The organism is Pandoraea sp. PE-S2R-1, assembly GCF_002179865.1.
Classification (GTDB): domain Bacteria; phylum Pseudomonadota; class Gammaproteobacteria; order Burkholderiales; family Burkholderiaceae; genus Pandoraea.
Genome location: NZ_NGUR01000015.1, coordinates 108,428 through 128,741, shown reverse-complemented (window position 1 = coordinate 128,741; position 20,314 = coordinate 108,428). Strand labels below are relative to the sequence as shown.

Below are 20,314 nucleotides of genomic sequence, written 5' to 3'. Positions count from 1 at the left end.
TGCCATTCGTGTCGCAAGCACGGTGTGTGCGTGCGGCGCTGATTGAAGCCGGAGAATCCAGAGATGTCTCAATCGTCACAACACGCCTTGCCTTCCTACCTCCAAGCCGATGATCTCGGCCCCTGGGGCAACTATCTTCAACAGGTCGACCGCGTTACGCCCTATCTGGGCAACCTCTCGCGTTGGGTCGAAACCCTCAAGCGCCCGAAGCGCATCCTGATCGTCGACTGCCCGATCGAACTCGATAACGGCACCATCGCCCACTTCGAGGGCTATCGCGTCCAGCACAACACCTCGCGCGGTCCCGGCAAGGGCGGTGTGCGTTTCCACCAGGACGTCACGCTCTCCGAAGTCATGGCCCTGTCGGCCTGGATGTCGGTCAAGAACGCCGCAGTGAACGTGCCGTACGGCGGCGCCAAGGGCGGTATCCGCGTCGACCCGCGCAAGCTCTCGCGCGGCGAACTCGAACGCCTGACGCGTCGTTACACCAGCGAAATCAACATCATCATCGGGCCGACGAAGGACATTCCGGCACCCGACGTCAACACGAATGAGCAGATCATGGCGTGGATGATGGACACGTACTCGATGAACGAGGGCTCCACGGCCACGGGCGTCGTGACCGGCAAGCCGATCTCGCTGGGTGGCTCGCTGGGCCGTCGCGAAGCGACCGGCCGCGGCGTGTTCGTGGTGAGCTGCGAGTCGGCCCGCCGTCTGGGCATGGACGTGCGCGGTTCGCGCGTGATCGTGCAGGGCTTCGGCAACGTGGGCGGCATTGCGGCCCGCCTGTTCGCGGAAGCCGGCGCGCATGTCATCGGCGTGCAAGATCACACCGGTACGATCTACAAGTCGGATGGCCTCGATGTGCCGAACCTGCTCAAACACGTGGCCGAAACCGGCGGCGTGGGCGGTTTCCCGGCAGCCGAGACCATCAAGGACGACGAATTCTGGTCGCTCGACTGCGAATTCCTGATCCCGGCGGCGCTGGAAAACCAGATCACCGAGAAGAACGCCGACAAGATTCGCGCGAAGGTCGTGGTGGAAGGCGCCAACGGCCCGACCACGACGGCGGCCGACGACATTCTGCGTGCCAAGAACATTCTGGTGGTGCCCGATGTGGTGGCCAACGCCGGGGGTGTTACTGTGTCGTACTTCGAATGGGTGCAGGACTTCTCGAGCTTCTTCTGGACCGAGGAAGAGATCAACCACCGTCTGGAGCGCATCATGCGCGAAGCCTTCGACGGCGTGTGGCACGTGGCGCAGGAACATTCGGTGTCGCTGCGTACGGCGGCATTCATTGTGGCGTGTAGCCGTATCCTGCAAGCGCGCGAGATGCGCGGCCTGTACCCCTGATCTGGCGGTGCTTTTGCTCTAAGTAGTAATACGCACTAATGCGTAAAAAACGAATGTTCGGGGCGAAATGCGTCAAAAAAGACGTACGTTCCGAACATTCGAGAATAAAAAAACAGGCAATTGCAGTGCTAAAATGCATTCGTTTTGTGCCAAGGAGACCAAGGAATGACCCTCTCGAAAATTGCATTGGCGTTGTGTTGTGTGGGCCTGATGGCAGGTGCTGCACAAGCGCAGGAAAGCGGTACGCTCAAGAAGATCAAGGACACCGGCGTGATTTCGCTGGGTAACCGGGAGTCGTCGATCCCGTTCTCGTTCTATGACAACAACCATAATGTCGTTGGTTACGCGAACGATGTCGCGATGGCCATCGTCGATGAAGTCAAGAAAGAACTGAAGCTCACGAAGCTCGACGCGAAGCAGACCCCGATCACGTCGCAGAACCGTATTCCGCTGGTGCAAAACGGCACGATCGATATCGAGTGCGGTTCGACCACCAACAATGCCGAGCGCCAGAAGCAAGCGGCATTCTCGAACACCTTCTTCATCATCGGTACGCGCCTGCTGACCAAGAACAGCTCGGGCGTGAAGGATTTCGACGATCTGAAGGGCAAGAACGTCGTGACCACCGCCGGTACGACCTCTGAGCGTCTGCTGCGTCAGATGAATCAGGACAAGAACATGGGCATGAACATCATCAGCGCGAAGGATCACGGCGAGGCAGCAATCACGCTGCATCAAGGCCGTGCCGTTGCGTTCATGATGGATGACGCCCTGCTCGCCGGTGAGCGCGCCAAGTTCAAGGATGCCAAGGACTACACCATCGTCGGCAAGCCGCAATCGTACGAAGCGTACGGCTGCATGATGCGCAAGGACGATCCGGGCTTCAAGAAGGTGGTGGACACGGCTGTGGCCAACTACCAGAAGTCGGGCAAGGCTTTCACGGACTACAAGAAGTGGTTCCAGTCGCCGATCCCGGCGTTGAACGGCACGAACATGGACTTCCCGCCGTCGGCTGAAATGGCCGCACTGTGGAAGGCGCCGAACGACAGCGCTGACGTGACGCCTGCCAAGTAAGCCTTGTGGCTTATCGCAACGCTGAGCATGATCAGTAAGTAATGCCGAAGCGGAAGGAGTCATCCTTCCGCTTCTTTTTAAGCAAGACAAGTAGAAAAGGGGAGATCATGGCTCTCGGTCTCGATTTCAGTTTTTTCTTCCAGCCGGTAGCGACCGGTGAGAACAGCACCTATTTCGGGTGGCTGCTCTCGGGCTTCAAGCTCACGCTTGAAGTCGGCCTCGGCGGCTGGATCATCGCGTTGATCGTCGGCTCCGTGCTCGGCGTGATGCGCACCGTTCCCAATAAGTGGATCTCGGGCTTCGCGGCGGGGTACGTCGAGCTGTTCCGAAACATCCCGTTGCTGGTGCAGTTGTTCTTCTGGTACTACGTGGCGCCCGACTTCCTCCCGGAAGCGATCCGCCAGTGGCTGTTCTCGCTCAATCCGGCGAACGTCTCGCTGCTCACCGGTGTGATTGGCCTGGGTCTCTTTACGGCCGCCCGCGTGTGTGAACAGGTGCGTTCCGGTATCAATTCGCTGCCCAAGGGTCAGAAGAATGCCGGTCTGGCCATGGGGCTCACGCTGCCGCAGACGTACCGCTTCGTGCTGCTGCCGGTGGCTTTCCGCGTGGTGATCCCGCCGATTACCTCGGAATTCGTCAACATCTTCAAGAACTCGGCCGTGATCTCGACAGTGAATCTGCTCGAACTGACCGGCCAGGGCAAGCAACTGATCGACTACACGGCGCATAGCTACGAGTCGTTCATCGCCGTGACGGTTGCCTACATGATCATCAACATCGTCGTGCTCACGTTCATGCGTTGGCTCGAAACGAAGACCCGCCTGCCGGGCTACATCGGGGGCAAATAATGGGTGAGATCTTCGCTTGGGGCGGCGTGGTAGACGCGTGGCCCCTGTTGGTCAAGGGCATGGTCACCACGTTGCAGATCACGGCGCTCGCCGTGATCGTGGGCATCGTGTGGGGCACATTGCTCGCGATGATGCGTCTGTCGGGCGTGGCGGCGTTGAAGTGGTTCGCGGATCTTTACGTGAACGTGTTCCGCTCGATCCCGCTGCTGATGGTGCTGCTGTGGTTCTTCCTGATCGTGCCGCAGGTGCTGCGCTCGTTGCTCGATGTGCCGCCCACGTGGGACATCCGGATGGTCTCGGCGCTCGTCGCCTTCTCGCTGTTTGAAGCAGCGTATTATTCGGAAATCATTCGCGCCGGTATTCAGAGCGTGTCGCGCGGCCAGTTGTCGGCAGCGTTTGCGCTCGGTATGTCGTACTGGCAGGCAATGGGTCTCGTGGTGCTGCCGCAGGCCTTCCGCAATATGGTGCCGTTGCTGCTCACGCAGGGCATCATCTTGTTCCAGGATACGTCGCTCGTGTATGCGATCGCCCTGTCCGACTTCTTCGGAATGTCGTACCAGGTGGGTCAGCGCGATGGCACATTGCCCGCAATGATTGTGTTTGCCGGGGCGGTCTACTTTGTGATCTGCTTCACGGTTTCGATGTTGGTTAAACGTCTTCAAAAGAGGTTGGCGAAATGATTTCCCTCAAAAACGTCTCCAAGTGGTACGGCCAGTTCCAGGTGCTCACGGACTGTTCCACTGAAGTCAAGAAGGGTGAAGTCGTGGTGGTGTGCGGCCCGTCGGGTTCGGGCAAGTCCACGCTCATCAAGACCGTCAACGGTCTCGAGCCGATCCAGCAAGGCGAGATCATCGTCGACGGCACCTCGGTCGCAGACCCCAAGACGAACCTGGCCAAGCTCCGCTCGCGCGTGGGCATGGTGTTCCAGCACTTCGAACTGTTCCCGCATCTGTCGATTACCGAAAACCTGACGCTCGCACAGATCAAGGTGCTCGGCCGCCGCAAGGACGAAGCCAACGACAAGGGTCTGAAGCTGCTTGAGCGCGTGGGCCTGAAGGCGCACGCACACAAGTTCCCGGGCCAGTTGTCGGGCGGTCAGCAGCAGCGTGTCGCGATTGCCCGTGCCCTGTGCATGGACCCGATCGCCATGTTGTTCGACGAGCCGACGTCGGCACTCGATCCGGAAATGATCAATGAAGTGCTCGACGTGATGGTCGAATTGGCGCACGAAGGCATGACCATGATGGTGGTCACGCACGAAATGGGCTTCGCCAAGAAGGTCGCCAATCGCGTGATCTTCATGGATCAGGGCCTGATCGTCGAAGACGACAAGAAGGAAGAGTTCTTCGACAACCCGAAGTCGGATCGCGCCAAGGACTTCCTGGCCAAGATCCTGCACTGAACTCGGGGCACGGCACGGCGCGTCAGCCCACGAGGCGACGCGCTGCTGTACGGTTCGAAGTACTCGCAGCAACGAAAAAGCGTGCCCTCGGGCACGCTTTTTTTATGGCCGCTCGGTGCGCACGAGACGCACCGGAGGCTTACTGGCAGGCGGTGTTCTGCGCGTTGCGCAGGCGCACGGCTTCCGGAATCGGGACGACGGCGCGCTGCGTCGGGGCGCCGTTTTCGAACAGAATCAACTCGCCCGGCTCGAAGGTCGTCCAGACTTCGTTGTCAGTCAGAGGCACCGTCGCGATGACGGCCACGCGGTCGGCCGGCGTGGTGAACTTCGCGAAGTCGATTTCCCAGTCGGCATCGATCAGGTGCGCCTTGGCGAACGGCCACTGACGGGCGATGAAGTGCAGTTTGGTCGAGCAGTGGGCGATCAGGGCCTGTCCGTTCGAGAGCACGAAGTTGAACACGCCGTGGCGGGTGATCGTGCGTGTGATGTCTTCGACGGCGTGGAACAGCTCGTCGAGCGGCGGTTGCGAACCGGGGAAGCGCTTGCGCAGGCCCTGCATGATGTCGCAGAAGGCGCGCTCGCTGTCGGTGGTGCCGACCGGCTGGTACACGCCGGAGAGGAACGGGTCGTAATCGTGCAGGTCGCCGTTGTGCGCGAAGATCCAGTGACGTCCCCACAGTTCGCGCTGGAACGGATGGCAGTTCTCCAGCTCAACGATACCTTGCGTCGCCTTGCGGATATGCGCGATGACGTTTTTCGACTTGATGGGGTATTTCTTCACCAGTTCGGCGATGGGCGAATTGGCGGCGGCCTGATGATCGATGAAGAGCCGGCAGGCTTTGTCTTCGAAGAAGGCGATACCCCAGCCGTCGGCATGATGGTCAGTGCCGCCCCCGCGCGCCGCAAAACCGGTAAATGAGAACGTGATGTCGGTCGGTTCTGCGCAATTCATTCCAAGCAGTTGGCACATGGGGCGGGCAAATCTCTGATTGGCAGCTCACGTCGTGTCAGTGCGCAGCTGCCGTTACAATATGGGGTTGCACAAGCATAGCACCGGCCCCTGTGCACGTACATTCCCGTCCTAAAAAGTTCGTCGCGCCGACGCCCCACCCGCCGGCACGGCCCAGCAGCCCCGGAACCGATCATGACCACCGAACTGACTATCACCCGTCCCGATGACTGGCACCTGCACGTGCGCGATGGCGCCGTGCTCAAGAGCGTGCTGCCCGACAGCGCCCGCCAGTTCGGCCGCGCGATCATCATGCCGAACCTCAAGCCGCCGGTCACCACCACCGAGCATGCCGCCGCCTACCGCGAGCGCATTCTGGCGGCACGCCCGGCCGGCAACACGTTCGAGCCGCTCATGACGTTGTATCTCACCGACAACACTCCCGGTGACGAGATCCGTCGCGCCAAGGCGTCGGGTTTCGTGCACGGCGTGAAGCTCTACCCGGCAGGCGCCACGACGAATTCGGACGCCGGCGTGACCGATCTGGCCAAGTGCCGCGGCGCGCTCGAGGCCATGCAGGAAGTCGGCATGCCGCTGCTCGTGCACGGCGAAGTGACGAGTTCGGATATCGATATCTTCGATCGCGAAAAGGTCTTCATCGACCGCGTGATGAAGCCGCTGCGCCGTGATTTCCCGGCACTCAAGGTGGTGTTCGAGCACATCACCACGAAGGATGCCGCCGAGTACGTCGCCGAGGCCGAAGGCCCCATCGGCGCCACGATCACCGCGCACCACCTGCTGTACAACCGCAATGCGATCTTCACCGGCGGCATCCGTCCGCATTACTACTGCCTGCCGGTGCTCAAGCGCGAAATCCACCGTGAAGCGCTGGTCAAGGCCGCCACGTCGGGCAGCGCACGCTTCTTCCTGGGCACGGATAGCGCCCCGCACGCCCGTGGCGCGAAGGAAATGGCTTGCGGCTGCGCCGGTTGCTACACCGCCCTGCACGCGGTGGAGTTGTACGCAGAAGCGTTCGACAACGCGGGCGCGCTCGACAAGCTCGAAGGATTTGCCAGCTTCCACGGCCCGGACTTCTACGAACTGCCGCGCAACGCCGACAAAATCACGCTGGTGCGCGAAGACTGGGAACTGCCGGCCGAGCTGCCGATGGGCGACGCGACCGTCGTGCCGCTGCGCGGTGGCGAAGTCATCGGCTGGAAGCTCAAGGGCTGAGGCAGGGCGTCGTAGATGCTGTCTGCGTTGCCTGTGACAACCCAACCGCACACGGCGGAGGCGTTGCCGGATATCGACTGGCCGCAACCATGGTTTGCCGCGGTGAGGGCGCACGGGCAGGGCGCGCTCGCCAGCGGCGACTGGCGAGTGGCGCTGTCTTCACTTGCGAGGGCGGCCGCTCAGGTCAGCGGGCACGGCAAACCGTTGTGCTTCGTCGCACAAGGGGATTTACCGGAAGGGACGGCTTACGAAGCCTTCATCGCCGCGACCGGCGGCGTGCCGACCCGCCCCAATCTGCATGACTTCTTCAATGCGCTGATTTGGTTGGCCTACCCGCGCAGCAAGGCGGCGCTCAACGCCCGGCAAGCCACCGCCATTGCAGCCGATGGCGTGCAGGCCACCCGTGGGGCAACCCGGGACGCGGCGACCTTGTTCGACGAGAACGCCGTCATCTTTGCCTGTAGCGACCCGGCATTGGGCACTGCGCTGCGCGGCTTCGACTGGCAGACCCTGTTCGTCACGCGCCGCGCGGATTGGGGACGTGCCTGCGAGGTGCAGCCCTTCGGGCACGCTTTGCTGGAGAAGCTGGTCGTGCCCTATAAGGCGATCACGGCGCATGCATGGATTGTCGATGTGCCGGTCGATTACTTCCGACTGACACCTGCCGAGCGCCTCGACTGGCTCGACGCCCGGCTGGCACCGGGGCTCGCCGATATTCCTTTCACGCCGCGCGATTTCGCGCCATTGCCGGTACTGGGCATCCCGGGGTGGTGGCCGGCGAACGGCGATCGAGACTATTACAACGACACGTCGGTGTTTCGCCCGGGGCGCCGGGCCGATTTGCCCGCAGGGCAGCCGCAGGCGCGGTAATCCGGGGCGGTCGGGCGTGGGGGAAGGCGCGCGCGTGATACACTTCGGCCCGCAGAGTCGGCCAGACAATCGCCGCCTTCTTCGGAAGGGGGAGGAAAGTCCGGACTCCATAGGGCAGGGTGATGGCTAACGGCCATCCGTCGTGAGACGCGGAACAGGGCAACAGAGAACAGACCGCCGATGGCCCCTGGCGAAAGCCAGGCGGATCAGGTAAGGGTGAAACGGTGCGGTAAGAGCGCACCGCGGCGTGCGGCAACGCACACGGCACGGTAACCTCCACCCGGAGCAATTCCAAATAGGCAGGTGAGCGGCATGCGCCTTGTGCGTGTGTCGGCAACGGGGCCCCCGGGAGCCTGCGGGTAGGAAGCTTGAGCGGCGTAGTGATGCGTCGCCTAGAGGAATGGTTGTCAGGCGCGGCGCGAGTCGCGTTCACAGAATCCGGCTTATCGGCCGTCTCTGCATCGATACAAAAGCAAAAGGCTCCCGCGAGGGAGCCTTTTGTCTTTCTGCGACGCGGCCTTCCAAGGCGTGGCAGGCGCGACGGTAATCGCTCGCGCCCTGCGGCCTCAGCCTTCGACGATTTCCACGCTGTGCGTGAGTTCGGCCGTCTTGGCGAGCATGATCGACGCCGAGCAGTACTTGTCGTGCGAGAGCGTCACGGCGCGCTCGACGGTGGCCGGGTTCAGGTTGCGCCCCGTCACGGTGAAGTGGAAGTGAATCTTCGTGAAGATCTTGGGGTCTTCGCTGGCGCGCTCGGCCTTGAGCGTGACGCTGCAATCCTTGACCTCTGCGCGGCTCTTCTTGAGGATCATCACCACGTCATACGCGGTGCACCCTCCGGTGCCGACCAGCAGCATCTCCATCGGACGCGGCGCCAGATTACGGCCACCGCCTTCCGGCGCTCCATCCATCGCGACGATATGCCCACTGCCTGTTTCCGCGATGAAGGCCATGCCATCCTGGCCCATCCAGCTAACCTTGCATTCCATAATCTCGATACCCCGAATTCTCGTTCAAGCAAAAATTGTAGCGGCTTCCGCAATAGTGCGTACGACGCCGTCCGACTCGCGTCCGGCAGCCTCCGGGCGGTCTGAGTTGTTGCGTCGCAATATTGGCGCTTTTTTGATCGGGTTTTCAGGGGGAAAAACCCTAAATTTAGGCAAAAGGCTCTAGCGCGCAGAGCGATCCGAACACGGATTTCCTCGTAAGTTATTGAACTTAAAAGGCAATATTGGTTTGTGTGCGATTTTTGAGAATTTCATAATGTGGTGTTGTATTTCGCACTATAAATTTTCTTGCAACGCACCATCGCCTTTGCTAGACTTCAGTCATTGGTTGTTGTGCTTCACAGCAATTCTGCAAGTGTCTCCTCCACCCTCCTCCTTTGGTGGATTTAACCCGGACCCAATGAGGTTCGGGTTTTTTTTTGTGCCCCCGAAAAGTGCTGCGAAAAGGCGGTTTACCTAAGCGCGTTTACCGGGCGGTCGTTTTTTCTGTATAATCAACGGCTTTTCCGGAAATGCCCACGGAAAAAGCATCAGGGAGAGCCTGCAAGCACAGGACTGCGCCATGTGACCCAAATCACAAGGACGCGGCCGGCAGACAAGCAGGAAGTTGGTGTCTATGGGGCAAGCAGTTTTTTAATTGGATCGATCATGAAGACGTTTTCCGCTAAGCCGGCAGAGGTGACGCGCGAATGGTTTGTGATTGACGCGACGGACAAAGTCCTCGGCCGTGTCGCCAGCGAAGTGGCACGCCGTCTGCGCGGCAAGCACAAACCGGAATTCACGCCGCACGTTGACACGGGTGATTACATCATCATCGTCAATGCTGCCAAGCTGAAAGTTACGGGCGCAAAGCAAACTGATAAGAAGTACTACCGTCACACGGGTTACCCGGGCGGTATCTACGAAACCACGTTTGGCAAGATGCAAGAGCGTTTCCCGGGCCGTGCGCTCGAGAAAGCCGTGAAGGGCATGCTGCCGAAGGGTCCGCTGGGCTACGCGATGATCAAGAAGCTGAAGGTTTACGCCGACGGTAACCATCCGCACGAAGCGCAGCAACCGAAGTCGCTCGAGATCTAAGGGCCAGCCATGTTCAAAAACGATTGGAATTACGGCACGGGCCGTCGCAAGAGCGCAGTGGCTCGTGTGTTCATCAAGGCTGGCAAGGGCGACATCGTCGTCAATGGCAAGCCGATCAAAGAGTACTTCGCTCGCGAAACGTCGCTGATGATCGTGCGTCAGCCGCTCGAACTGACCAACCACGCTGAAACGTTCGACATCAAAGTCAACGTGTCGGGCGGTGGTGAAACGGGTCAGGCCGGTGCGGTTCGTCACGGCATCACGCGTGCACTGATCGACTACGACGCGACCCTCAAGCCGTCGCTGTCGACCGCTGGTTTCGTTACCCGCGATGCTCGTGAAGTCGAACGTAAGAAGGTTGGTCTGCACAAGGCCCGCCGTCGTAAACAGTTCTCGAAGCGTTAATCGCACGAGTGCTTGTTGGCATCTGCCGACTCGGCAGATCCGGAGAAAAGGCCGCCTCGCGCGGCCTTTTTTCTTATGTTTCCAGTTTGTGATGTTTCGGGGTGCGGCGCCGTCTCACACGTGTCGTCGAAGCTTGATAGAATCCCGTTTCCAATTTCGTTGGGGTAGGACATGGTCAAGGTAGGTATCGTAGGCGGCACCGGCTATACCGGTGTGGAGCTGCTCCGTTTGCTGGCGCAGCACCCGGAAGCACAATTGACGGCGATTACCTCGCGCAAGGAAGCGGGTACGCTGGTCGCCGATATGTATCCGAACCTGCGTGGCCGCGTCGATCTGGCGTTTTGCACGCCCGATGACGCCCGTCTGACCGATTGCGACGTGGTCTTTTTTGCGACCCCGCACGGTGTGGCGATGGCGCAGGCGCGAGAGTTGCTCGCTGCCGGCGTGCGCGTGATCGACCTGGCCGCCGACTTCCGTCTCAAGGACACGGCGACGTTCGAGAAGTGGTACGGCATGCCGCATGCCTGCCCGGATATTCTCGAAGAAGCCGTTTATGGCCTGCCCGAAATCAACCGCGAGCAGATCAAGCAGGCCCGTGTGATCGGCCTGCCGGGCTGCTACCCGACGTCGGTGCAACTCGGCTACGCGCCGTTGTTCGCCGGGGGCCGCAAGTTGGTCGATGCGAAGCACCTGATCGCCGACGCCAAGTCGGGCGCCAGCGGTGCCGGCCGCAAGGGCGAGACCTCGCTGATCCTGGCCGAGACGCTGGACAACTTCAAGGCGTATGGCGTGAAGGGCCATCGCCACCATCCGGAAATCAAGCAGGGCCTCGAAGCGATTGCAGGCTACGATGTGGGCCTGACGTTCGTGCCGCACCTGCTGCCGACGATTCGCGGCATTCATTCGACGCTGTACGCGACGATCCTGCCCGAAGCGCGCGACACCGATTTCCAGCAATTGTTTGAAACGTATTACGAGAACGAGCCGTTCGTCGACGTGCTGCCGGCGGGTTCGATGCCGGAAACGCGTTGGGTGCGTGCTTCGAACTACGTGCGCGTGGCGGTGCATCGCCCGGGCAACGAAGACACGCTGGTCATCCTCGTGGTCGAGGACAACCTGGTCAAGGGCGCGTCCGGTCAGGGCGTGCAATGTATGAACCTGATGTTCGGCCTGCCGGAGAACATGGGTCTGACCCATATTCCCGTACTGCCGTAACGGTATTTTTTGTCCCTAAGCTCTTGATTTTTCTGCCGTCGGCACGATTTCGGAATAGGGAATAGAATGGTACCCAACCGAATTATGGAGATTTGCGATGAACGCACCGCTTGAGGCCGCCGTCACGGAAATGCCCGCGTTTCTGGTCTTTACGGACAGCGCCGCGGACAAGGTCAAGCAACTGATCGACGAAGAAGGCAACCCGGAACTCAAACTGCGCGTTTTCGTGCAGGGTGGCGGTTGCTCCGGCTTTCAGTATGGTTTCACCTTCGACGAAGACGTGAACGAAGATGACACCGTGCTCGACAAGAACGGTGTCTCGCTGCTGATCGACTCGATGAGCTACCAGTATCTGGTGGGCGCCGAGATCGACTACAAGGAAGACATCAACGGCGCACAGTTCGTGATCAAGAACCCGAACGCCTCCACGACTTGTGGCTGCGGCTCGTCGTTCTCGGTCTGAGCGACACGACGGCAGTACCGGAAGTATCAAGAGAAAGGGCCCGCAAGGGCCCTTTTCTCGTTAACGCGTCATCTCAACAGCCGGTATCGCCGCCGTATCCCCGTCAGCGGGGGTAGATCGCCCCGAGAACGCGCGGGCCGGCAGCGCCAGTGACCGATGGCAGATTGCCCGGCAGGCGCGCCAGACACCGCTCAGCCAGCCACGCGAAGGCGAGCGCTTCGACCTGATTCGGCGGTACACCGAGCGCATCCGTCGTCGTGACCGTCATTCCCGGCAGGCGGGCGGCAATCGCCTGCATCAGCGCCTGATTACGCGTGCCGCCACCGCAGGCGTAGAAGCCTTTGCAGTCCGGTGCATAGCGAAGCACGTCGTCGGCCACGCATTGGGCCGTGAGCGCGACCAGTGTCGCCTGAACATCGACCGGCGCAATGCCGGGGAAGGCCGCCAGATGGGCGTCCAGCCATGCCGCGTGAAACAGGTCGCGCCCGGTGCTCTTGGGGGGAGTTTGTGTGAAATAGGGTTCGCTCAGCAGTGCGGCGAGCAGGGCATCGTCGACGCGTCCGCTGGCACCCCATGCACCGCCATCGTCATAGGCCTTGCCGATATGCCGTGCGGCCCAACCGTCGAGCAGTGCATTGCCGGGGCCGCAATCGAAACCGGTCACCGGCTTGCCCAATGCCGCAGCGGGCAAAATCGTCACATTGCTGATGCCGCCGAGGTTGCACACGACGCGGGTCTCACTCGCGTCCGAGAACTTCGCCTGATGGTAGGCGGGCACCAGCGGTGCCCCTTGGCCACCGGCAGCGACGTCGCGGCTGCGAATGTCCGCAACCACGTCGATGCCGGTCAGTTCTGCAATCAAGGCGGGCGCATTCAATTGACGCGTGTAACCCACGCCGTCAAATTCGCCGGGACGGTGGCGAATGGTCTGTCCATGTGCGCCCACGGCGGCGATCGCCGCCGCAGGTAACCCGGCGCTCGCGAGGAGTGCTTTCACGCAATCGGCGTAATGCCGTGCGAGCGCATTCGCGGCCAGTGCTTCCCTGTGCAATTCGTTCTCCGACGGCGCTTGCAGCACCATGAGCGTCTCCCGCAATTCCGCCGGAAAGGGGACGTACGCTTCGGCAAGCACGTGGCCTCCGGGAGACGCAACGAGTACACCGTCGACACCATCGAGGCTGGTGCCGGACATAAGACCGATGAAGTGGGAAGTTGCAGCGGCGGCGGCCGGATGGGCGCCTTGGGAAGCGGTGTCGGTCATGAGCGGAGCGCAGACGTTCGAGGGGAGCCGGGAAACTTCTCGCACCGGCGGGCGACGCATGCGAATCCTGCGATTCGCACGTCATCGCCCGCCGGTGCGCCCTCCAGCATACCTCAGTCGCGCTCGGCGACCTGCACGGTGCGCATCAGATCGATGCGCTTGAGAAGGTTGGCGGCATACATGTCGAACAGCTTCAGGCGCGGGCCCGAGAGCGGTGCGACGGCGGCCACATCGGTGGCAAACGGATTGCGCGGCACGTTCTTGTAGCGCAGTTCGTAATGCAGATGCGGACCGGTTGCCCAGCCCGTCTGGCCGACAAAGCCGATGACCTGACCCTGCGTGACGCGCGCCCCCGGTTTCAAGCCCGAGCTAAAGCCCGACAGGTGGGCGTAGCGCGTCTGATAGTCGCCAGCGTGGTTGATCTCGATCAGGTTGCCGTAGCCGTTCTGCTTGCCGACGAATTTCACCACGCCGTCGCCCGCAGCAAACACGCGCGTGCCGACCGGGGCGGCAAGATCGACGCCTTCGTGCTTCTTCCACTGATGCTGGAAGGGATGCTCACGGCCGCCGAATGCCGACGAAATCCGCGAGAACTCGACCGGCGTGCGCAGGAAAGCCTGCTTGAGGTTGCGTCCGTCGAAGCCGTAATACGCGCCGTCGGTGTTGCCTTGCGGGTCCGCGTACCAGATGGCCTGATGCGTCTTGCCCTGATTGATGAACTCGATGGCGAGAATGCGGCCGGTGCGCACGGTGCGGTCTTGCTGCTTGACCACTTCGTACACCAGCCGGAACCGGTCGCCACGGCGCACGTCGCGCTGGAAGTTGATCACACCGGAGAAGATGTTGACCATCTGCGCGACCACGGCGTCGGGCACGCCCGCGTCGTCCATGGCCGTGAAGAAGTTGCCTGCGATGGCACCCGAGCGCATGGACCACTCGGTGTCGTTCGCGAGCTGTTCCATGCGGGCGCGCAGCTTGCCGGCGTCATTGCGCTCGATCACGAGCTGCTGGGCGTTGGCCGTGCCGGACGAGATCAGGGTGGAGAGCGTAACGAGCTTGCCGTCGTCGTCGGTTTCGGCCTGAACGACCTGACCGGCGGGCACGCCGATGAGACGCCGTGCGACGGCATTCTCACGGATGAAGCGCTCGGCAGCAGGGTCCTGGATCGACAGCCGTGAAAGCATGTCGCCAAGCGTCTCGCCGCGCCGCAGCGCCACTTGATGGATGAAGGTCTGGGATTGCGCGTCGAGCTGCTGGATTTGTCGGGCCAGATCGGGGAAGGTGAGCGGCAGCGTGATGCTGGCACCATTGCGTGCCGAGTCCGGCACCATGGGGGCCACGCCGAATGCGGTCACCATTCCCAACGTCAGGGCCGAACCGACCGTCGCCACGATTTGCACCTTTCTTCGACGGTGCTTCGGCTGCGTGGGATCAATCAGGGTCAGCAGTTCACGCGCAAAAAAATCACGGAGTTTTGGCCACATCACGTAAAATTCTGCGCAACTTACGAAAAAGCCCGGGCGGAGCGACACGCTTCGAATTGCCTTCCGGCAACCCGGCGGCGCCTTGGCCCGAGCCGAGAATTGAGCGGCGATTATAGCAGACGCGCCAACATCTCTTGCGTTGGGGGAAATCCTAACGCAGTCTGGACAATGAAGTTATGACAAGTGAACACACACTCACCCCGGAAAAGACGTACCCAGTGACTGACGCCACGCGGGCCGCTATGGCGATCGCCAAGCGCGGCTGCGACGAGCTGCTGGTGGAGGAGGAGTTCCTTCAGAAACTGGCGCGCAGCGAAGCCACGGGCAAGCCGTTGCGCATCAAGCTGGGTCTGGACCCGACGGCGCCGGACATCCACATCGGCCACACGGTGGTGCTCAACAAGATGCGCCAGTTGCAGGATCTGGGCCATACGGTCATTTTCCTGATCGGCGACTTCACCTCGCTGATCGGCGACCCGTCGGGCCGCAACAGCACGCGCCCGCCGCTCACGCGCGAGCAGATCGAGGCGAACGCCAAGACCTACTTCGAACAGGCCGCGCTGGTGCTCGATCGCAGCAAGACCGAGATTCGCTACAACAGCGAATGGTCGATGAAGCTCGGCGCCGACGGCATGATCAAGCTCGCGTCGCGCTACACGATGGCGCGCATGCTGGAGCGCGAAGACTTCACCAAGCGCTTTCAGGGCGGGGTGCCGATCGCGATTCACGAGTTTCTGTACCCGCTTATGCAGGGTTACGACTCGGTGGCGCTTGAGTCGGATCTGGAACTGGGCGGTACCGACCAGAAATTCAACCTGCTGGTGGGCCGTGAGCTGCAAAAGCAGTACGGTCAGGAGCCGCAGTGCATTCTGACCATGCCGCTGCTCGTGGGGCTCGATGGCGTCGAGAAGATGTCGAAGTCCAAGGGCAACTACATCGGCATCAGCGAAAAGCCGAGCGAGATGTTCGGCAAGCTGATGAGCATCTCAGACGACCTGATGTGGCGCTACTACGAGCTGCTGTCGTTCCGCACGCTCGAAGAGATTGCGCAACTGAAGCAGGACGTCGACGGCGGGCGCAACCCGCGCGACGTGAAGGTGCTGCTCGCGCAGGAAATCGTTGCCCGCTTCCACTCGCAGGCCGATGCCGAGCGCGCGCTCGAAGACTTCAACGCGCGCGCCAAGGGCGGCGTGCCGGACGATATTCCGGAAGTTTCCCTCGATGGCGCCCCGCTGGGCATCGCCCAACTGCTCAAGCAGGCGGGCCTCGTGCCGTCGACCTCGGAAGCCAACCGCAATATCGAACAGGGCGGTGTGCGTGTCGATGGCGAAGTGGTGTCCGACAAGGGCGCGAAGATCGACGCCGGCACGTACGTGGTGCAAGTCGGCAAGCGCCGCTTCGCCCGCGTCACGCTGGCGTAATCACCTCGGCACGACGCAAATTTCCCTCTCATGATCGCGCTCATTCAACGCGTACTGGAAGCTGCGGTAACGGTCGATGGCCGCACCGTGGGCGCCATCGGGCCGGGCCTGCTGGCGCTGGTCTGCGCGGAGCGCGGCGACACCGAGGCGAGTGCGGACAAACTGCTCACGAAGCTGCTCGGCTATCGCGTCTTTTCCGACGATGCGGGCAAGATGAATCGCAGCGTGAGCAGCCTGGACGGCAACGGACTGGCGGGCGGGCTGCTGCTCGTCTCGCAGTTCACGCTGGCGGCCGATACCAACAGCGGCACGCGTCCGAGCTTTACGCCGGCAGCGAGCCCGGCCGACGGTCAGCGGCTGTTCGACCACTTCGTGACGCAGGCGCGTGCGCGTCATCCGCAGGTGGAGACGGGCGAATTCGGCGCGCATATGCGTGTCTCGCTCGTCAACGACGGCCCCGTCACGTTCTGGCTGCAAACGCGTCCCGAAGGCGTGTAATTCAGACTTGGCATCTCACGCGATACTCGACGGTGTGATACCGTCGTTGGGTTTTGAAATGACATCGCAAGGGAGAAGCTGATGAAAGTCTGGAGTGACTCGTTCGCCGACAATGCGGCGATAGATGCACAGTTTGCGTTCGGTAAGCCGGACGCGCAGTCGCACGTGGCGCTGTCGCAAAACAAGAATCCGCATCTGGCGTGGTCTGACGTGCCTGCGGGCACGCGTTCGTTTGTCGTGATCTGTACCGACAGCGACGTGCCGAGCCAGGGCGATGACGTCAACAAGGAAGGCCGCGAAGTGCCGGCCGATCTGCCGCGCGTCGACTTCTACCACTGGGTGCTGGTCGACGTACCGGCATCGGTCAACGAAATCCCGGCCGCCAGCCATAGCAATCACGTCACGCCGCGTGGCAAGTTCGGCCCGGACGCGCTCGACGGCATGCGTCACGGCGTCAACGACTACACCGCGTGGTTCGCTGGCGACGAAAGCATGAAGGGCGACTACTACGGCTACGACGGCCCGTGCCCGCCGTGGAACGATACGATCGTTCACCACTATCACTTCACCGTGTATGCGCTCGACGTTGCACGCGTGCCGCTCGACGGCCGCTTTGGCGGTGACGACGTCGTCCATGCGATTCAGTCGCATGTGCTCGGCAAAGCAAGCGTGACCGGTACCTACACCCTCAACCCGAAGGCGGCATAACGGGTGAGTCACTCGTGAGGGCGGATGGGGCGAGGTTGCCCCGTCCGTTGCTCCGGCAGATCCCCGCAGACCTTCGCGCAATCGCGCACGAACGTAATTCTCAGAATGACTGGCAAGACAACGACGCTGACCCTGATTCGCCATGGCGAGACCGACTGGAACCGCGTGAAGCGCATTCAGGGGCATACCGACATTCCGCTCTCCGCCGAGGGCGAGCACCAGGCCGTGCGATTGGGTGCGCGCGTGGCGCGTGAAGTCGCGGCGCAAGGTCACGTATTCGATCAGGTGCTGACGAGCGACTTGCAGCGCGCGGTGCAGACGGCCGAGCCGGTGGCAAAGGCCTGTGGGCTGCCGCTGCTGCGCACGGCTAACTTGCGCGAACGGCACTACGGTGCGTTCGAGACGCGCACGCCCGACGACATTCAGGCGCAATTTCCGCAGGACTATGTGCGATGGCAGACCCGCGATCCGGATTTCACCATCCCGGGCGGTGAGTCGACGCGCGGTTTCTACACACGCATTACCGATTTCGTCCGCCAATTGGTGCGCGACTACGAAGGGCAGCATCTCGCGCTGGTGGCGCATGGCGGCGTGCTTGACTGCTGCTACCGGCTGGCCACAGGGTTGGATCTGTCCGCGCCGCGCTCGTACCCGCTACTCAATGCGAGCGTGAACCGCATCGCGTTCGATGGCGAGCATTGGCAGGTGTTGAGTTGGGGCGATGTCACGCATCTGGATGATGCCGTGCGCGACGAGATCAACGATAAGCCGGCCGAGGGCAATTCGACCGATCGCGTAGATCCTCGCGTGGTTTGATGCGTTTGTGACGCGCTCGGCGTCACCGCTCCAGCGACGGCGCTTGCGAGACGGCGTCGGGTGTCGCCAGCGCTCGCTTGCGTGCCCGATGCGCGACGCTGTTGCGCATCGCCCATCGTGCCAGTTGTGCCGTGTGACGCACGGCCGGACGCACCGTAAGGCGCCGGACGACGGCACCCTGTTCGAAGCCAAGCATCCCCTGCGCCCAATCGGGCAGCAAATCCACTCCCGCACGGAACAGCAATCCCCCGAAGACGCGCGCGCCGGCAAACGGTGACGGCAGGTTGCGCAGCACGTGTACCACTTCGTCGGTTCGCTCGCTCGTCGCTAACGAGGGCCGCATGGCGGCCAGATAGGCGTCAATCTCGGCAACGCTCGCCGGCACGTTGCGCGCACCCAGCGCAATCGCAATGCGCGCGACTTCCGCGTAATACCGGTCCTGCTCACTGCGCGGGAATGCGGGGTTCTTGTAGACGAGATAGCTGCGCAGAAAACTCGACGTCTCCGCTACGTGCACCCACGTCAGCAAATCGGGATCGTAAGCCGCATAGGGCCTGCCATCCGGCGCGGTGCCTTTCACCTGAAGATGAATGCGTCGCACCCGATCGAGCAGTGCCTCGGCATCGGCCGTATTGCCGAACGTCGTGCCGCCAATGAAGGTGGCTGTGCGGCGCAGGCGGCCGATGACATCCTGCCGGAAGGTCGAATGATCCCAGACGCCCGCCATCGCGAGCGGATGCAGCGACTGCATCAACAGCGCACTGATGCCGCCGATCATCATCGACGTGAAGTCACCATGGACATGCCAACAGGCGGCGTCCGGGCCGAACAGGCCGGGGTCGCCCGCAGGGGTGTCGTAATTCAGACGGGGTGCGCCGGGGCCGGAAGTGAGGCTCACGAGCCGCATGGCAATCGCGTGCCGCACCCGGCCCGACACGCCCACGACGGGGCCGGCGGGCTGTAGCGGTGTTTTCGGCGGCGGGGTGGGGAGATCGTCCTGTGCGCTCATACGCGGCTGACTACGACAAGATCGTGGAGGCGGCGGGGAGTTGACATGGGCGGATGGGCAGACTCACGTGCGCCGGGATGGCAGCCGTGCTGTGACGCACGGCGCACCGTCAGTTGCCGCCCGTCGCGCCGGCTGGCGGTTCGGGTGACCACAGTGAGTCGCTCGTGGGCGCGCTGCCGGGGGCGGACAGGCCGAAGTGACGATAGGCCGCGAGCGTGGCCACGCGGCCGCGCGGCGTGCGCTGCAAGAAGCCTTGTTGGATCAGGTACGGCTCGATCACGTCTTCGATGGTGTCGCGCTCTTCGCCAATGGCGGCGGCCAGATTGTCGACGCCCACCGGCCCGCCGTCGAACTTGTGCAGCACGGCTTCGAGCAACTTGCGGTCCATCACATCGAGGCCGCTGGCATCGACATCGAGCATCGACAGCGCGGCGTCGGCCACTTCTGCCGTGATACGTCCGTCGGCGCGCACTTCGGCGTAATCGCGTACCCGGCGCAGCAGCCGGTTGGCGATACGCGGCGTGCCCCGCGCGCGGCGTGCGATTTCAAATGCGCCGTCGTCGACGATGACCGCGCCCAGCAGGCCGGCCGAGCGTCGCACGATGCCGGCGAGTTCGTCCGCCGAATAAAACTCCAGCCGCGCGACGATGCCGAAACGATCGCGCAGCGGGTTGGTCAGCATGCCGGCGCGTGTGGTGGCACCGACCAGCGTGAACGGTTGCAGGTCGAGCTTGACGCTGCGCGCCGCCGGCCCTTCACCGATCATGATGTCGATCTGATAGTCCTCGAGCGCGGGGTACAGGATTTCTTCGACGACCGGCGAGAGCCGGTGAATTTCGTCGATGAACAGCACGTCGTTGGCTTCAAGATTGGTCAGCAGGGCGGCGAGATCGCCCGGACGCTCGAGCACCGGGCCCGAGGTCTGGCGAAGATGCACGCCCATCTCGCGCGCGATGATGTGCGCGAGCGTCGTCTTGCCCAGACCCGGCGGGCCGAAGAGCAACACGTGGTCGAGCGGCTCGGCACGCTTGCGGGCTGCCTCGATGAAGATTTCCAACTGGCCGCGCACCTTGCGCTGGCCGACGTATTCGTCGAGCAGCTTGGGGCGCAGCGCGCGCTCGAAGGCTTCTTCGTTGGGCGAGGCCGGTGTCGGCGCAATGATGCGCTCGGCGGCGAGTTTGTCGGTTTCGATCATGGCAGCATTGTAGCGCTTTGGCGGTG

Annotated in this window: 21 protein-coding genes and 1 other RNA gene; 16 read left to right on the top strand and 6 right to left on the bottom strand. The window is 62.3% G+C overall.

Annotated features, from left to right (window positions below; all coding sequences use genetic code 11):
• Positions 1 to 63: 63 nt before the first annotated feature.
• The 5 genes from CDV44_RS18045 to CDV44_RS18025 all read left to right on the top strand — a co-directional run bounded on the left by CDV44_RS18045 (position 64) and on the right by CDV44_RS18025 (position 4,677).
• A complete protein-coding gene (locus tag CDV44_RS18045; RefSeq protein WP_058377428.1) occupies positions 64 to 1,353 on the top strand; it encodes a Glu/Leu/Phe/Val dehydrogenase in 1,290 nt (429 codons plus the stop codon).
• Between the two features lie 165 nt (positions 1,354 to 1,518).
• Complete coding sequence (locus tag CDV44_RS18040) at positions 1,519 to 2,427, top strand: glutamate/aspartate ABC transporter substrate-binding protein (protein ID WP_087689329.1); 909 nt, start codon at positions 1,519 to 1,521, stop codon at positions 2,425 to 2,427.
• A 107-nt stretch (positions 2,428 to 2,534) separates the two neighbouring features.
• Positions 2,535 to 3,275, top strand: a complete 741-nt coding sequence (locus tag CDV44_RS18035; protein WP_058377430.1) for an amino acid ABC transporter permease — start codon at positions 2,535 to 2,537, stop codon at positions 3,273 to 3,275.
• Complete coding sequence (gene gltK / locus CDV44_RS18030; protein ID WP_058377431.1) at positions 3,275 to 3,955, top strand: glutamate/aspartate ABC transporter permease GltK; 681 nt, start codon at positions 3,275 to 3,277, stop codon at positions 3,953 to 3,955. The genes CDV44_RS18035 and gltK overlap by 1 nt, the downstream gene beginning before the upstream one ends.
• Positions 3,952 to 4,677, top strand: a complete 726-nt coding sequence (locus tag CDV44_RS18025; RefSeq protein ID WP_058377432.1) for an amino acid ABC transporter ATP-binding protein — start codon at positions 3,952 to 3,954, stop codon at positions 4,675 to 4,677. Before gltK ends, CDV44_RS18025 begins: the two co-directional genes overlap by 4 nt.
• A 139-nt stretch (positions 4,678 to 4,816) precedes the next feature.
• Here the strand turns inward: CDV44_RS18025 and CDV44_RS18020 are convergent, their stop codons facing one another.
• Positions 4,817 to 5,647 carry a class II glutamine amidotransferase gene (locus tag CDV44_RS18020; RefSeq protein WP_058377433.1) on the bottom strand — a complete coding sequence of 277 codons (831 nt, stop codon included), beginning with the start codon at positions 5,645 to 5,647 and terminating at the stop codon, positions 4,817 to 4,819.
• Between the two features lie 174 nt (positions 5,648 to 5,821).
• On the opposite strand from CDV44_RS18020, the gene pyrC reads away from it, so the two are divergent.
• The 3 genes from pyrC (at position 5,822) to rnpB (ending at position 8,191) form a co-directional block, all read left to right on the top strand.
• Positions 5,822 to 6,859 carry a dihydroorotase gene (gene pyrC / locus CDV44_RS18015; protein ID WP_058377434.1) on the top strand — a complete coding sequence of 346 codons (1,038 nt, stop codon included), beginning with the start codon at positions 5,822 to 5,824 and terminating at the stop codon, positions 6,857 to 6,859.
• 33 nt (positions 6,860 to 6,892) lie between these two features.
• Positions 6,893 to 7,729 (top strand): DUF3025 domain-containing protein, encoded by an 837-nt coding sequence (locus tag CDV44_RS18010; protein ID WP_249277615.1) that lies wholly within the window; start codon positions 6,893 to 6,895, stop codon positions 7,727 to 7,729.
• Positions 7,730 to 7,782: 53 nt separating this feature from the next.
• Positions 7,783 to 8,191: RNase P RNA component class A (gene rnpB / locus CDV44_RS18005), an RNA gene on the top strand.
• 104 nt (positions 8,192 to 8,295) lie between these two features.
• Here rnpB and CDV44_RS18000 read toward each other — a convergent pair.
• Positions 8,296 to 8,718, bottom strand: a complete 423-nt coding sequence (locus tag CDV44_RS18000; protein WP_087689323.1) for an OsmC family protein — start codon at positions 8,716 to 8,718, stop codon at positions 8,296 to 8,298.
• 666 nt (positions 8,719 to 9,384) lie between these two features.
• Between CDV44_RS18000 and rplM the strand changes: the two genes are divergently transcribed.
• The 4 genes from rplM to erpA all read left to right on the top strand — a co-directional run bounded on the left by rplM (position 9,385) and on the right by erpA (position 11,896).
• Positions 9,385 to 9,813, top strand: coding sequence for a 50S ribosomal protein L13 (rplM, locus tag CDV44_RS17995; protein ID WP_010805091.1), 429 nt, complete (start codon positions 9,385 to 9,387; stop codon positions 9,811 to 9,813).
• 9 nt (positions 9,814 to 9,822) lie between these two features.
• On the top strand, positions 9,823 to 10,218 hold the full coding sequence (rpsI, locus tag CDV44_RS17990) for a 30S ribosomal protein S9 (protein ID WP_058377436.1): 396 nt from the start codon (positions 9,823 to 9,825) through the stop codon (positions 10,216 to 10,218).
• 171 nt (positions 10,219 to 10,389) lie between these two features.
• Positions 10,390 to 11,433, top strand: a complete 1,044-nt coding sequence (gene argC / locus CDV44_RS17985; RefSeq protein WP_058377437.1) for an N-acetyl-gamma-glutamyl-phosphate reductase — start codon at positions 10,390 to 10,392, stop codon at positions 11,431 to 11,433.
• 97 nt (positions 11,434 to 11,530) lie between these two features.
• Positions 11,531 to 11,896, top strand: coding sequence for an iron-sulfur cluster insertion protein ErpA (gene erpA / locus CDV44_RS17980; RefSeq protein WP_058377438.1), 366 nt, complete (start codon positions 11,531 to 11,533; stop codon positions 11,894 to 11,896).
• Between the two features lie 103 nt (positions 11,897 to 11,999).
• Here erpA and CDV44_RS17975 read toward each other — a convergent pair whose 3' ends face one another.
• Complete coding sequence (locus tag CDV44_RS17975) at positions 12,000 to 13,157, bottom strand: anhydro-N-acetylmuramic acid kinase (protein WP_087689321.1); 1,158 nt, start codon at positions 13,155 to 13,157, stop codon at positions 12,000 to 12,002.
• Positions 13,158 to 13,270: 113 nt separating this feature from the next.
• Positions 13,271 to 14,548 carry a M23 family metallopeptidase gene (locus CDV44_RS17970; RefSeq protein WP_322788727.1) on the bottom strand — a complete coding sequence of 426 codons (1,278 nt, stop codon included), beginning with the start codon at positions 14,546 to 14,548 and terminating at the stop codon, positions 13,271 to 13,273.
• Between the two features lie 269 nt (positions 14,549 to 14,817).
• On the opposite strand from CDV44_RS17970, the gene tyrS reads away from it, so the two are divergent.
• From tyrS to CDV44_RS17950, 4 genes are all read left to right on the top strand, one after another.
• Positions 14,818 to 16,062, top strand: a complete 1,245-nt coding sequence (gene tyrS / locus CDV44_RS17965; RefSeq protein WP_087689318.1) for a tyrosine--tRNA ligase — start codon at positions 14,818 to 14,820, stop codon at positions 16,060 to 16,062.
• 30 nt (positions 16,063 to 16,092) lie between these two features.
• The gene (gene dtd, locus CDV44_RS17960; protein ID WP_087689316.1) at positions 16,093 to 16,560 is read left to right on the top strand and encodes a D-aminoacyl-tRNA deacylase; all 468 of its coding nucleotides are present in this window, start codon (positions 16,093 to 16,095) and stop codon (positions 16,558 to 16,560) included.
• A gap of 81 nt (positions 16,561 to 16,641) precedes the next feature.
• Positions 16,642 to 17,268 (top strand): YbhB/YbcL family Raf kinase inhibitor-like protein, encoded by a 627-nt coding sequence (locus tag CDV44_RS17955; RefSeq protein ID WP_058377442.1) that lies wholly within the window; start codon positions 16,642 to 16,644, stop codon positions 17,266 to 17,268.
• A gap of 105 nt (positions 17,269 to 17,373) precedes the next feature.
• Positions 17,374 to 18,084, top strand: coding sequence for a histidine phosphatase family protein (locus CDV44_RS17950; protein WP_087689313.1), 711 nt, complete (start codon positions 17,374 to 17,376; stop codon positions 18,082 to 18,084).
• Positions 18,085 to 18,106: 22 nt separating this feature from the next.
• On the opposite strand, the gene CDV44_RS17945 is transcribed toward CDV44_RS17950, so the two are convergent.
• Positions 18,107 to 19,093, bottom strand: a complete 987-nt coding sequence (locus CDV44_RS17945) for an oxygenase MpaB family protein (RefSeq protein WP_087689310.1) — start codon at positions 19,091 to 19,093, stop codon at positions 18,107 to 18,109.
• A gap of 109 nt (positions 19,094 to 19,202) precedes the next feature.
• Positions 19,203 to 20,288, bottom strand: coding sequence for a Holliday junction branch migration DNA helicase RuvB (gene ruvB / locus CDV44_RS17940; RefSeq protein WP_087689308.1), 1,086 nt, complete (start codon positions 20,286 to 20,288; stop codon positions 19,203 to 19,205).
• Positions 20,289 to 20,314 lie beyond the last annotated feature (26 nt).

Bases quoted from the DNA above. Each gene is read 5' to 3' on its own strand.
- erpA (WP_058377438.1), top strand. From the start codon at position 11,531: ATGAACGCACCGCTTGAGGCCGCCGTCACGGAAATGCCCGCGTTTCTG.
- ruvB (WP_087689308.1), bottom strand. From the start codon at position 20,288: ATGATCGAAACCGACAAACTCGCCGCCGAGCGCATCATTGCGCCGACA.
- CDV44_RS17950 (WP_087689313.1), top strand. From the start codon at position 17,374: ATGACTGGCAAGACAACGACGCTGACCCTGATTCGCCATGGCGAGACC.
- CDV44_RS18045 (WP_058377428.1), top strand. From the start codon at position 64: ATGTCTCAATCGTCACAACACGCCTTGCCTTCCTACCTCCAAGCCGAT.
- pyrC (WP_058377434.1), top strand. From the start codon at position 5,822: ATGACCACCGAACTGACTATCACCCGTCCCGATGACTGGCACCTGCAC.
- CDV44_RS17975 (WP_087689321.1), bottom strand. From the start codon at position 13,157: ATGACCGACACCGCTTCCCAAGGCGCCCATCCGGCCGCCGCCGCTGCA.
- CDV44_RS18035 (WP_058377430.1), top strand. From the start codon at position 2,535: ATGGCTCTCGGTCTCGATTTCAGTTTTTTCTTCCAGCCGGTAGCGACC.
- CDV44_RS18040 (WP_087689329.1), top strand. From the start codon at position 1,519: ATGACCCTCTCGAAAATTGCATTGGCGTTGTGTTGTGTGGGCCTGATG.
- CDV44_RS17945 (WP_087689310.1), bottom strand. From the start codon at position 19,093: ATGAGCGCACAGGACGATCTCCCCACCCCGCCGCCGAAAACACCGCTA.
- rplM (WP_010805091.1), top strand. From the start codon at position 9,385: ATGAAGACGTTTTCCGCTAAGCCGGCAGAGGTGACGCGCGAATGGTTT.
- gltK (WP_058377431.1), top strand. From the start codon at position 3,275: ATGGGTGAGATCTTCGCTTGGGGCGGCGTGGTAGACGCGTGGCCCCTG.
- rpsI (WP_058377436.1), top strand. From the start codon at position 9,823: ATGTTCAAAAACGATTGGAATTACGGCACGGGCCGTCGCAAGAGCGCA.
- CDV44_RS18000 (WP_087689323.1), bottom strand. From the start codon at position 8,718: ATGGAATGCAAGGTTAGCTGGATGGGCCAGGATGGCATGGCCTTCATC.
- argC (WP_058377437.1), top strand. From the start codon at position 10,390: ATGGTCAAGGTAGGTATCGTAGGCGGCACCGGCTATACCGGTGTGGAG.
- CDV44_RS18025 (WP_058377432.1), top strand. From the start codon at position 3,952: ATGATTTCCCTCAAAAACGTCTCCAAGTGGTACGGCCAGTTCCAGGTG.
- CDV44_RS18020 (WP_058377433.1), bottom strand. From the start codon at position 5,647: ATGTGCCAACTGCTTGGAATGAATTGCGCAGAACCGACCGACATCACG.
- CDV44_RS17955 (WP_058377442.1), top strand. From the start codon at position 16,642: ATGAAAGTCTGGAGTGACTCGTTCGCCGACAATGCGGCGATAGATGCA.
- tyrS (WP_087689318.1), top strand. From the start codon at position 14,818: ATGACAAGTGAACACACACTCACCCCGGAAAAGACGTACCCAGTGACT.
- dtd (WP_087689316.1), top strand. From the start codon at position 16,093: ATGATCGCGCTCATTCAACGCGTACTGGAAGCTGCGGTAACGGTCGAT.